Raw genomic sequence first — 11,709 nt, forward strand, 5'->3', positions numbered from 1 at the left:
CTTCACCGCTATGAACACACAGCGTAATCAATGGCTGGCGGTTGCCGGTGCCCTGCTCATCATCGTGGTCGTAGTGCTGTACAACGGCGCCCGCATGAACACCAACCTGCAGCGGCCCCTGCCTCCGGGCCAGACAGTGAACACCGCCGCCAGCGTTGAGGTGGTTGCTGTTACCAGCGGCCACTATCAGGCCACCGTCACCGCTTATGGCAACGCCCGGGCTCGCTTTCAACTCACTCTGGAAGCCCAGGTCAGTGGCGAAGTGGTCGCACTCTCACCCCAACTGGAGACCGGTGAGCGGGTGCAACAGGGCGCGGTTCTGCTGCAGCTGGATGACCGCGATTATCAGGCGGCCGTGGCCAGCGCCCGCTCAGATTTGGCCACTGCGCAGGTCAGCCTGCTGGAAGAGGAACGGGAAGGTGATCAGGCTCTGGCGGAATGGCAGTCCGCCGGTCTGGAAGGCGAACCGGATTCCGAGCTGGTGTTTCGTCAACCGCAACTGGCCGCCGCCCGCGCCGCTCTGGAACAAAGTCGCACGGCCCTGGCCAGCGCCCAGCGGGACCTGGACAGCACCCGGGTCAAGGCACCGTTCAATGCCCTGGTGGTGGAACGGGTGGTGGCCCCCGGCAGTCAGGTTCAGGCGGGCACGGAGCTGGCCACCCTGTACAGCAGCGACAGCGTTGAAATCACCCTGCAACTGAGCCCGCAACAATGGCAGAACCTGCCCCACAGCGGCACGGTCGCACTCAAGGCGGTTAACGGCAGCGGCCAATGGCAGGGGCGCATCCTGCGGCGATCCCTCAACCTGGATGAAGCAACCCGCCAGCGGTCTCTGGTGGTCCGCGTGGACGCGCCCCTGGAACAGACGCCGGCCCTGCTGCCCGGCACCTTTGTGGAAGCCACGCTGTCCGGTACCGGCCAGGATGGGCTCTGGCGGTTGCCGGCCACGGCCCTCAGCCAACGCAGTGAAATCTGGTATGTCACCGAACACAACACCCTGTCCAGCTTTCCGGCGCAGGTGCTGTTTTCCGATCAAGAGGGGATCTACGTGCAGCCACCGGCGGCTTTGTCCCAGGGGGAACAGCAGGTGTTGGTGCACCCGCTCAACAGCTATTTACAGGGCATGCGGGTAAACCCAACACAACCGTCGCGCGCTGCGCAGCCCGTCGTTGCGCAACCCATTGGCGGAGAGGCAGACCATGGCTGATACCCAAGCGAGCAACACACGCGCCGGCGGCGGCATCATCGGCTGGTTCACCGCCAATCCGGTGGCCGCCAACCTGCTGATGATTCTGGTGATTGCCCTGGGTGCATTCAGCGTGGGCAATCTGCAGAAAGAGGCGTTTCCCAGCATCGAGCCCAACAAGATCACGGTGTCCGTCACCTACGACAGCGGCTCCGCCAAGGATTCTGAGGAAGGGCTGGCTATCAAGATTGAAGACGCATTGGAAGGTGTCACCGGCATCAAAACCCTCAGCAGTGAATCCAACGGCCGGGGCACCACCGTCACCGTGGAAAAGCAATCCGACTACGACCTGGAAACCCTGTTGCAGGACGTGAAATCCAAGGTGGATGCCATCTCCACCTTCCCGGCAGAGGCGGAAAAGCCGGTCATCAGCAAAGCACAGCGGCAGGAACACGCCCTGTGGATTCAATTTTACGGCGACACCAGCCGACACAGCCTGCAACAACTGGCGGACCACCTGAAATCGGATCTGCTGGAACAGGACCAGATCTCCCAGGTGACCCTGTCCGGCTGGCTGGACCCCATGATGGTCATCGAAATCGATGAAGGCGCACTGCAGGCCTATGACCTGAGCCTGTCTACGGTGGAAGACGCCATCAACCGGGGCTCCTCCACCACCATGACTGCCCTGCTGCGCAGTGAGGGCACCTACCTGCAGTTACAGGCCTCCGAACAGGCGTATATGGCACAGGATTTTGCCGCTTTACCGCTGCTGAACCGCAATGACGGCAGCCAGGTGACACTGGGCCAGGTGGCCCGCATCCGTGACACTTACGACGATACCAATGCCGTGCTATCGCGCTTCAATCAGCACAGCAGCGTGGCCCTGCAGGTGGTGGCCGGCAGCGAGGACGACATTTCCGATTCGGTGGCGGCAGCGCAAGCGGTGGTGGCACGCTGGCAGCAGGACGGCTCCCTGCCGGAAGGGGTCGCGCTCACCACCTGGTACGATCGCAGTGAGTCTATCAACGACCGGCTCAATCTGCTGGTGAAAAACGCTCTCGGTGGCATCGCCCTGGTGTTCGTGTTGCTGGCCCTGTTCCTCAACCTGTCGGTGGCCTTCTGGGTGGCGGCAGGCCTGCCATTTATTTTTTTCGGTACCCTCTACCTCATGGGCCACCTGGGCCTGACCCTGAACGAATTCACCACCTTCGGTTTCATCATGGCCCTGGGCATTGTGGTGGACGATGCGGTGGTGGTGGGGGAAAGCGTTTATGCCACCCGCGCCCGCGACGGCGACACCCTGGCCAACACCATCAAGGGCACCTTGCAGGTGGCCGTGCCCACCTTGTTCGGTGTGTTCACCACCGTGGCGGCATTTGCGACGTTGTCCAATATCGAGGGTATGCTGGGGGAACTCTACGCCCAGTTCGCCATGATTGTGGCCCTGTGCCTGATTTTGTCAGTGGTTGAATCCAAACTGATTCTGCCGGCCCACCTGTCGCATTTGAACACCCGGCGCGCGGCCGGCAGCCATCCCCTGCGCCGCTTGTGGAGCACACTGCAACGGTGTGCCGACGGCGGCATGAACTGGTTCAACCAGCGCATTTACGCCCGCACCATCGACCTGGCGTTGCGCTATCGCTACGGGGTGGTGATCCTGTTTCTGGCCCTGTTCATCTGGGTCATGGCCATGCCCATGAACGGCACCGTGCGGATGAGCTTTTTCCCCAAGATTGCCGGGGATACCGTGCGCGCCCAGATCAGCATGCTCAATGACGCCAGCTTTGGCCTGACCCACCGCAACCTGCTGTGGATGGAACAACAGGCCTACCGCGCCGACCGCGAATTGCGGCAAGCTGAGAGCGGGGCATCCGCCATTGCCCACCTGCAGGTACTGTCGGAAGCGGACCAGTCCGGCAAAGTCACCGTGGAACTGGCCGCGGACGCGCCCTATGACATCAATCAGTTCACCCAACGCTGGCAGGCCCTGATCGGTCAACCGGAAGGGGTACGCAGCGTCAGCGTCAAACATTCACCGGACATGGTGGATGCCCTGCGCATCGAATTGCGGGCCAACGACGATGAACTGTTACGCCGGGCCGGTGAGCAATTGCGGGCGGAACTGCGCTCGGTAGCCGGCGTCAGCGGACTGGAGGACAACCTGGAACCAGGCCAACCGCAACTCAAACTGGAACTCAATGCCTTGGGGCAATCCCTGGATCTGAGCACCGCGGACCTGGCGCAGCAGGTATTGCAGTCATTCAGTGGCCAGGTGGTGCAACGCTATCAGCGGAACAAGGATGAAATCGAAGTGCGGGTGCGTTACCCGGAACAGGATCGCCAGAACTGGACCGATGTATTGAACGCCCGTATCCGCACCAACGAGGGCACCCCGATGCCGTTGTCCACCGTAGCCCATGCCAGCTTCGGTTACACCCGGGACAGCATTACCCGCATCGACGGCAAACGCGCAGTGTACCTGTCCGCCGACGTGGATAAAGAGGTTGTGTCTTCCACGGAACTGGTGACCCGTCTGCAACGGGAGCTGGTGCCGAATTTGCTGCGCTCGTTTCCCGGCCTGTCCATCAAATTCGCCGGCGAGGCCGAACAACAGGCAGAAACCCAGCACTCCATGCTGGAGATGTTCCTGCTGGCCATGCTGGTGATTTATATGCTGCTGGCGATACCGCTGCGATCCTACGTGCAACCCATACTGATCATGACCGCGATTCCCTTCGGCGTGGTGGGTGCCATCCTTGGGCACTGGATCAATGACCTGCCCCTGGGTATTCTGTCCCTCAACGGCATCATTGCCCTGAGTGGCGTGGTGGTGAACGACAGCCTGCTGCTGGTGGCCCGCTTCAACGACCTGCACCCGGATTCGGAGCACTACAGTGAAGCCATTCATGAAGCCTGCCACAGTCGCCTGCGCGCCGTGCTGCTGACCTCGATCACCACGTTCGCCGGCCTGATGCCGCTGTTGAGCGAGACCTCCCATCAGGCCCAATTCCTGATTCCGGCCGCCGTGTCCCTGGGGTACGGCATTCTGTTTGCCACCCTGATTACCTTGATTCTGATTCCGGCCTTGCTCTACATTCAACAGGATGTCATGGATGGTTGGCAGCGGCTCAGCGGCAAACCGTTACAGCCCCAGTCTCAGCCACGGCCACAGCCGCAACAGGAAGGATCGATAACATGATGATACTGCTGGTGGAAGACGACCTGGACCTGGCCCAGACCGTGGTGCAGTACCTGGCGCTGGAGCAGATCCAGTGTGACCACGCCAGCAACGGCGTGGCCGGGCTGAACCTGATGCAGCGAAATGCCTATCAGGTGCTGCTGCTGGACCTCAACCTGCCGCGGCTGGACGGACTCAAGGTCTGCCAACAACTGCGTCAACAGGGTAACGACACACCGATACTGATGCTCACCGCCCGTGATCAGCTGGCGGATAAAGTGGATGGTTTCGAAGCCGGTACCGACGATTATCTGGTGAAACCCTTTGAACTGCAGGAACTGGTGGTGCGCATCAACGCCCTGGCCCGGCGCCGCAGCGGTCAGGTGAGAAAACTCCAGTACGGCCCACTTGAACTGAACCTGGACGAGAAGAAAGCCACCCGTGATGGGCTTGCCCTGAAACTGAGCCCCACCGGCTGGCGCCTGTTGGAAACCCTCACCCGCGCCGCCCCCGCTGTGGTAAGCCGGGAACAGCTGGAGCAGGCCCTGTGGGGAGACGAGCTGCCGGACTCCAACAGCCTCAAAGTGCATTTGTTCCACCTGCGCAAAAGCGTGGACGCCCCGTTTGAACAGGCACTGATTCACACCATTGCCGGACAGGGCTTTGCTTTAAGGACAAATCCATAATGCGCCTGCGCCAGTTTCCACTCAGCCTGAAATGGTTTATCGCCCTGAGCTTTCTTGGCCTGGGCCTGGTGCTGGTGGCAGGCTACTCCCTGTTGTCCGCTCAGTATTTTATTGGTGGCATGGATAATATGCTGGCCAACCATATGCAATTGGCTGCAGAAGCCTATGAGCGACAAACCGACAAATCAGCCCACCGCCAGTTTGAGGAGTTCAATGGCTATGGCATGACCTGGGAATGGTCCCACTTGCCCGCCGAATATGCAAAAGCCTTTCCCACGCCACCCGAGATTCCCAATCAACTCTATAAATACACCGGCAGCACAATAGGTCCACCAGAAAAACTATTGTTCCTGTTTCCATTTCAAAATCAGCAAAGCACTCTATACGTCACTTTTCGTATCTCACCACAAACCGTCTCAGCACTGCTACGACAGAATGCTCAGCAAAGCTTTGATCAACTGTTGCTGATCAGCCTGGTTTGCGCAGTGGCGTTGGTGGCCATACTGGTTTTGGTGATCCGTCGGATTTTTCATCCGGTCAGCGCATTACGGGAATGGACCCGCTCACTGACCTCCGACAACCTCAGCCAGGCAGCGCCGGATTTTGCCTATCCCGAGCTCAATGAGCTGGCGGAATTGATTCGCAACAGTCTGCAAACAGTACAAAGCGCACTGGAACGGGAACATCAGTTTTTGCGACACACCAGTCACGAACTGCGTACTCCCATCAGCACCATCCGCAACAACATCGAATTGCTGCAAAAACTGCAAGCCAGCGAAAACCAGCTCCCTGCTGCACTGCAACAGTCTCTGGACCGCATTGATCGATCCAGCCTGACCATGCAGCATCTGACCGAAACCCTGTTGTGGTTGAGTAAGGATGAACAGGAGGCCCTGCCCACCCGAGACGTCGAGCTGGATAGACTGGTCCACACCCTCGTTCAGGATCTGCGTTATCTGCTTAGGGATAAAGCAGTTTCGGTACGGCTTGAGACCCAGCCCACCAAAGTGCACGCAGCACAAACCGCTGCGGTCATTGTTATCAGCAACTTGATCAGAAACGCTTTCCAACACACTTGGGAAGGGGAAGTCATCATCCGCCAACAAGGCCACCAGATCGAGATAACCAATCACAATCACAGCGCCATCGAATATGAGGATGACCTGGGCTTTGGCCTGGGTTTGCAGCTTACCCGACGGCTTTGCGATCGCCTGGGCTGGGACTACCGTAACGACCAAACGCCTGCAGGGCACTACGCCTGTTTAACACTGGGTACCGTTGGGCGCCCGGCACTGGCATAGCCAATGATCCACGCTAGACTTTAAAGACGCACAAACCTACCGAGTTTTCCATGTCATACAACCTGGAAGTGATTGCACAGGAAGGCTACATTCGAGTCACTGCAACCACGGACATAAACAGAACCATCGCTGCTCAAATGGCAGATGAAACCACCCGACGGCTAAAGGCGGAGAATCTGGAAGCCGCATTAATCGATGTTCGAAGCCGTCGCAATGTGGAGTTCGCCTCTCAGAACTATCATTTTGCCAACGCAGATGTCCCCGCCCTCAGTCTCAGGAAAACCGATCGCATCGCTGTTCTTGCCGACCCTGACGATGACTCCCATGACTTCATCGAGATTGTCATGCGCAATACGGGGTATAACCTGCGAATTTTTCGGGACGAGGAAGAAGCCCTGGCCTGGTTAAAGATTTAGCCGAAGCCAGGGGCTATGGTGAACAGAACTCGAATCACAGATTCATGAAGTTCTTCAACAAATCATGACCATGCTCGGTAAGAATGGACTCAGGGTGAAACTGAACCCCCTCAATCTTATGCTCCCGGTGGCGCATGCCCATGATCTTGTCCATGGACCCGTCCTGATGCTGGGTCCAGGCGGTGATTTCCAGACAATCCGGCAGGCTGTGTCGGTCCACCACCAAAGAATGATAGCGGGTGGCCTCAAACGGATTGCTCAAACCTTTGAACACCCCTTCGTCCCGGTGATAGATGGGCGAGGTTTTGCCGTGCATCACTGCGTCCGCCCGCACCACCTGGCCACCGAACACCTGGCCGATGCTCTGGTGCCCCAAACAGACCCCCAGGATCGGCAGTTTTCCGGCAAAATGCTCTATGGCCGCCATGGAGATGCCCGCCTCATTGGGGGAACAGGGCCCCGGTGAAATCACCAGGCGCTCGGGCGCCAGCTGTTCAATATCCTGCAGGCTGACTTCGTCGTTGCGCTTCACCACCACATCCGCGCCCAGCTCTCCGAAGTACTGCACCAGGTTGTAGGTGAACGAATCGTAATTATCAATCATCAGCAACATGGTTTACTCCTCCACCGGAACCAGACCGTTGGCCGCCATGGCCATGGCACGAAACACGGCACGCGCCTTGTTTTGGGTTTCTTTCCATTCCAGTTTGGGCACAGAATCCGCCACCACACCGGCACCCGCCTGAATATGCAGTTGGCCGTCTTTGATGACGGCGGTGCGGATGGCGATGGCCGTGTCCATGTCCCCATGCCAGGACAAATACCCCACGGCTCCGCCGTAGATGCCCCGTTTCACCGGCTCCATGTCGTGAATGATTTCCATGGCGCGGATTTTCGGTGCGCCACTCAAGGTGCCGGCCGGGAAGGTGGCCCGCAACACATCAATGCAACTGTGCTCCGGCTTCAGCTTGCCTTCCACGTTGGACACAATGTGCATCACATGGGAGTAGCGCTCCACCACCATTTTGTCGGTGAGTTCCACACTGCCCACCTCGGCAATTCGGCCCACATCGTTGCGCCCCAGATCGATCAGCATCAGATGCTCGGCGATTTCCTTGGGATCGTTCAGCAGATCCTGTTCCATGGCCAGGTCGTCGTCGTGGGTTTTACCGCGGCGCCGGGTGCCGGCAATGGGGCGCACGGTGACCACGCCTTCCTCCACCCGCGCCAGAATCTCCGGCGAGGAACCGGCAATCTGGAATTCGCCCATGTCGAGAAAATACATGTAGGGTGAGGGATTCAGACAGCGCAGGGCCCGATACAGATCCAGCGGTGGTAACGCATAGGGAATGCTCATGCGCTGGGAAATCACCACCTGCATGGTGTCCCCGGCCAACACGTATTCCTTGATGTCGTCCACGGCTTTTTCAAATTCCGGCTGCGGAAAACTGGATTTGAAATCGCTTTCCTGCACGTTGAAACGCTGGGGGTCGTCCTGCACTGGCAAGGGCTGTTTCAGTTGCTGCAGGATCTCGTCCAGGCGCGCCTGGCCGCGGTCATAAGCGTTCTCCTGAGCGGGGTCCACATGGGTGATCACATACAACGAGCCCCGCAGGTTATCGAACACCACAATGTCGTCGGACACCATCAGCATCACGTCCGGGGTGCCGATGGGATCACTTTTCGCAGGCCGGTCCAGGCGCTTCTCGATATAGCGCACGATGTCATAGCCAAAGTAACCCACCAGTCCACCATTGAAGCGGGGCAGGCCTTCCACCACCGGCACGTTATAGCGGCGCTGGAACTGTTCAACATAGGCCAGGGGATCGTCCACCGAGGTGTGTTCCAGCACCCGGTCACCGTCCAGGAGCGTGATGTCACGATCCCGCACCACAAGACGGGTACTGCAGGGCAGACCGATGATGGAGTAACGCCCCCATTTCTCGCCACCTTGCACGGATTCGAACAAATAGGTGAACGGTTGGCCCGCCAGTTTTTTATAGGTGGAGAGGGGCGTTTCCAGATCCGCCAGCGCCTCCCGCATCAGGGGAATACGGTTGTACCCCTGTTCTGCCAGTGATTTGAAGGTTTCCGGTGTCATTTTCCTGATCTCTTACTGTGGCTCCAGGAGCGGTAGCGTCGTCACGGATACCGATCACGCCAGAACCGAATACTCTGTTTCAGCAGCACTGCACGTACTGAATGTTGTTACTGCCAAAGGTGTTGTTACAGGGAGCGGCCGGGCCACCAATGCTTAGCGCCAGCCAGGGTGAGCTTCACCAACGCCAGCGCCAGCGTAAGTCGGTGATCAGCGACTGGGTAATCAGGAAGGAAGGTTGCTGTGAAAATGTAGAGTTCACGATGCTTTGCACACAATCTCGTTTTCAATGAAATTCAACCTTACACCAGGCTCCCGCTTCTGCCAACCCCGGCATCCCACAAAATTCCTGCTATAAAATCAGCTCCCGAAAATCGTCCAGCAGCCAGTCCGGTTCGCTGTTGGCCACCGGCTCACCGTGATTGTAACCGTAGGTCAGGGCAGCACTGACCCAACCCGCTGCTTTTGCCGCCTCCACATCGTTGCGGCTGTCCCCCACCATCAGGCTGTGGGCGGGTGCCGCCCCCAACTGCCGGCCCACCTCTTCCAACGGCATGGGGTGGGGTTTTTTATGGGGCAGGCATTCCCCGCCCAGCACCAGGGTGAAGTAACCGGCGATGTCCAGGCTTTGCAGCAGGGGATCGGCGAATATCTTGGGCTTGTTGGTAATCACTGCCAACGGCACACCCAGCTGCCGGATCGCCGGCAAGACCTCTGCCACCCCGCCATAGAGCCGGGTCAGGCGCCCGTTCTCTTCTGCGTAGTATTCACGAAAGCGGGCCATCGCCGGATCAAATTCGGCCTCGGTGATGGCCGCCACGGCAGCGGGGTCGTAGCTGTCTGCCAACGCCCGCTTCACCAGCAGAGCGGCCCCATTGCCCACCCAGCCGCGCACCTTGTCCTCACCAGCGGCGGGCCGTCCCAACGCCACCAGCATGCGGTCGGTGGCGACCGCGATGTCCGGTACACTGTCCACCAGGGTGCCGTCCAGGTCAAAGGCAATCAAGTGCGGCAGGTGACCGTGAAAGAACCCCGTCAGTTTGCGCAGCATGCCAACTCCGCCCGCATGGCGTCGATCACCGACTTGTAGTCTTCCTTTCCGAAGATGGCGGAGCCTGCCACAAACATATCCGCGCCCGCCTGGGCAATTTCACGGATGTTGGCAACTCCCACCCCGCCGTCGATCTCCAGGCGGATGTCCCGGCCGCTGGCGTCGATGAGGGCGCGGGCCTGCTTCAGCTTTGCCAGGGTCTGGGGAATGAATTTCTGGCCACCAAAGCCGGGGTTCACCGACATCAGCAGGATCAGGTCCAGTTTGTCCAGCACATGCTCCACATGATGGAGGGGCGTGGCCGGGTTGAACACCAGGCCCGCTTTGCAGCCACCGTCCTTGATCATGGCCAGGCTGCGGTCGATGTGCTCACTGGCTTCCGGGTGGAAGGTAATGTAGCTGGCACCGGCTTCGATAAAGTCGCCGATGATGCGGTCCACCGGTTTCACCATCAGGTGCACGTCAATGGGGGCGGTGATGCCGTAGTTACGCAGCGCCTTGCACACCATGGGGCCGATGGTCAGGTTGGGCACATAGTGGTTATCCATCACATCAAAGTGGACAACGTCGGCGCCTGCCGCCAACACGGCGTCCACCTCTTCCCCCAGGCGGGCGAAATCAGCGGACAAAATTGAAGGTGCAATCAGGTAATCGGCCATGGCGAGTTTCCGTAAAGTTCCGGGTCAAATTCAGGGAGCGCGCATTGTACTGCACTCAGGGTCTATACTGAAGGCAACCTGACATTTGCCTAATACAGTTCATCCGGAGCCATGCGATTCACTCTGCTCAAGTCATCCCTGTCCAAGCTGTCCCTGTTACTGCTGACCTTGCTGGCCCTGTTGCTGGCGCGGGTACTCAGCGCCGAAGACACCGCTCCGAATGACCCTTCAGCGCAGGAGCAAAGCGACCTGACGCAGTTGCCCCAACCGGCACCGGAGCGGGATGAAACCCTGCGCAATCAGGCGGTGGCAGCCCAACTGGCGCTCACCGACAAGGACACGGAAGTCACCTGGCTGGGCACCGGCAAGGATCAGTTTCTGAGCCTGTATTTGGCGGACAACAGCGGCGAACCTTTTGTTAATGCATTGATTTTGCATGACAACCTGCAGAACCCGGACTGGCCCGGGGCCGTCCGCACCCTGCGCCGGGAACTGACCAAGGGCGGCTGGAACACCCTCAGCATCGCCGTGCCGGACTACCGACCCCGCCCCCGGATTCCGCCGTTAGAGCCGACCGAAGCCAATGCCGCCAGCGCCGAGCTGGATACGGAAGCCACGGAGCCGCCGGACCCGGAAGCCGCGGGCACCGATAGCAGTGCAGCCAACGATCCGGCCCAGGCCGCACCGGACCCGCAACAGCTACCAGAGGAACTGGTCCAGCGCATGCAACTGGCATCCCGCTTTCTACAGGAAAAAACGGCGTTCCCCCTGGTGGTGATTGGTGTTGGCAGCAGTGCCACCCTGTTACTGGAGCAGGCCCGGGCCGGCAACCTGGGTGATGTGAACGGCCTGGTCATCATCGATCCACTGCCGCTACCCGAGCTGGGGGCCACTGCCGACCTGGGGGAGGATGCCGCCGACATCCGACTGCCGCTGCTGGATATTGCCCCGGAGTTCAACCCCCGCTCCAACCCCAAAACCCGGGCCGACGCCGCCCGCCGCCAACACCAGACGGGGTATCAACAACGGATTATTCGGGGCAGCTATCGGGAATTCAAAGGTGCGGAGCCGGGCCTGATCAAGGCCATTCGCGGCTGGGGCGAGAAGCTGTACCGCCGCCGCTAAACGCTA

General features: G+C 59.5%; 10 protein-coding genes. 6 read left to right on the plus strand and 4 right to left on the minus strand.

Annotated features, from left to right (window positions below; translation table 11 throughout):
* Positions 1 to 10: 10 nt before the first annotated feature.
* Genes D9N14_RS16085 through D9N14_RS16105 form a run of 5 tightly spaced genes read left to right on the plus strand, consistent with a single transcriptional unit; the run spans position 11 to position 6,770 of the window.
* Positions 11 to 1,207, plus strand: a complete 1,197-nt coding sequence (locus tag D9N14_RS16085) for an efflux RND transporter periplasmic adaptor subunit (RefSeq protein ID WP_290581561.1) — start codon at positions 11 to 13, stop codon at positions 1,205 to 1,207.
* Positions 1,200 to 4,388 carry an efflux RND transporter permease subunit gene (locus D9N14_RS16090; RefSeq protein ID WP_290581563.1) on the plus strand — a complete coding sequence of 1,063 codons (3,189 nt, stop codon included), beginning with the start codon at positions 1,200 to 1,202 and terminating at the stop codon, positions 4,386 to 4,388. Before D9N14_RS16085 ends, D9N14_RS16090 begins: the two co-directional genes overlap by 8 nt.
* The gene (locus tag D9N14_RS16095) at positions 4,385 to 5,053 is read left to right on the plus strand and encodes a response regulator transcription factor (protein WP_290581565.1); all 669 of its coding nucleotides are present in this window, start codon (positions 4,385 to 4,387) and stop codon (positions 5,051 to 5,053) included. The genes D9N14_RS16090 and D9N14_RS16095 overlap by 4 nt, the downstream gene beginning before the upstream one ends.
* Positions 5,053 to 6,354, plus strand: coding sequence for a sensor histidine kinase (locus D9N14_RS16100; RefSeq protein WP_290581567.1), 1,302 nt, complete (start codon positions 5,053 to 5,055; stop codon positions 6,352 to 6,354). Before D9N14_RS16095 ends, D9N14_RS16100 begins: the two co-directional genes overlap by 1 nt.
* 50 nt (positions 6,355 to 6,404) lie before the next feature.
* Complete coding sequence (locus D9N14_RS16105; protein WP_290581569.1) at positions 6,405 to 6,770, plus strand: STAS/SEC14 domain-containing protein; 366 nt, start codon at positions 6,405 to 6,407, stop codon at positions 6,768 to 6,770.
* Positions 6,771 to 6,804: 34 nt separating this feature from the next.
* Here the strand turns inward: D9N14_RS16105 and D9N14_RS16110 are convergent, their stop codons facing one another.
* The 4 genes from D9N14_RS16110 to rpe form a co-directional block, all read right to left on the minus strand.
* Entirely contained in the window at positions 6,805 to 7,383 is a 579-nt protein-coding gene (locus D9N14_RS16110) for an anthranilate synthase component II (RefSeq protein ID WP_290581571.1), read from the minus strand.
* A 3-nt stretch (positions 7,384 to 7,386) separates the two neighbouring features.
* On the minus strand, positions 7,387 to 8,871 hold the full coding sequence (gene trpE, locus D9N14_RS16115; protein ID WP_290581573.1) for an anthranilate synthase component I: 1,485 nt from the start codon (positions 8,869 to 8,871) through the stop codon (positions 7,387 to 7,389).
* 349 nt (positions 8,872 to 9,220) lie between these two features.
* Positions 9,221 to 9,916 (minus strand): phosphoglycolate phosphatase, encoded by a 696-nt coding sequence (locus D9N14_RS16120; protein WP_411267947.1) that lies wholly within the window; start codon positions 9,914 to 9,916, stop codon positions 9,221 to 9,223.
* On the minus strand, positions 9,904 to 10,578 hold the full coding sequence (gene rpe / locus D9N14_RS16125; protein WP_290581577.1) for a ribulose-phosphate 3-epimerase: 675 nt from the start codon (positions 10,576 to 10,578) through the stop codon (positions 9,904 to 9,906). The genes D9N14_RS16120 and rpe overlap by 13 nt, the downstream gene beginning before the upstream one ends.
* 111 nt (positions 10,579 to 10,689) lie before the next feature.
* Here rpe and D9N14_RS16130 point away from each other — a divergent pair, with 111 nt between their 5' ends.
* Positions 10,690 to 11,703, plus strand: a complete 1,014-nt coding sequence (locus D9N14_RS16130) for a DUF3530 family protein (protein ID WP_290581579.1) — start codon at positions 10,690 to 10,692, stop codon at positions 11,701 to 11,703.
* Positions 11,704 to 11,709: the final 6 nt, after the last annotated feature.

This window comes from Ketobacter sp. (assembly GCF_003671495.1).
Taxonomy (GTDB): Bacteria; Pseudomonadota; Gammaproteobacteria; order Pseudomonadales; family Ketobacteraceae; genus Ketobacter.

What these genes read in the sequence shown, in the direction of transcription:
- D9N14_RS16085 (WP_290581561.1), top strand. Translation starts at nt 11, where the DNA reads ATGAACACACAGCGTAATCAATGGCTGGCGGTTGCCGGTGCCCTGCTC.
- D9N14_RS16090 (WP_290581563.1), top strand. Translation starts at nt 1,200, where the DNA reads ATGGCTGATACCCAAGCGAGCAACACACGCGCCGGCGGCGGCATCATC.
- D9N14_RS16095 (WP_290581565.1), top strand. Translation starts at nt 4,385, where the DNA reads ATGATGATACTGCTGGTGGAAGACGACCTGGACCTGGCCCAGACCGTG.
- D9N14_RS16100 (WP_290581567.1), top strand. Translation starts at nt 5,053, where the DNA reads ATGCGCCTGCGCCAGTTTCCACTCAGCCTGAAATGGTTTATCGCCCTG.
- D9N14_RS16105 (WP_290581569.1), top strand. Translation starts at nt 6,405, where the DNA reads ATGTCATACAACCTGGAAGTGATTGCACAGGAAGGCTACATTCGAGTC.
- D9N14_RS16110 (WP_290581571.1), bottom strand. Translation starts at nt 7,383, where the DNA reads ATGTTGCTGATGATTGATAATTACGATTCGTTCACCTACAACCTGGTG.
- trpE (WP_290581573.1), bottom strand. Translation starts at nt 8,871, where the DNA reads ATGACACCGGAAACCTTCAAATCACTGGCAGAACAGGGGTACAACCGT.
- rpe (WP_290581577.1), bottom strand. Translation starts at nt 10,578, where the DNA reads ATGGCCGATTACCTGATTGCACCTTCAATTTTGTCCGCTGATTTCGCC.
- D9N14_RS16130 (WP_290581579.1), top strand. Translation starts at nt 10,690, where the DNA reads ATGCGATTCACTCTGCTCAAGTCATCCCTGTCCAAGCTGTCCCTGTTA.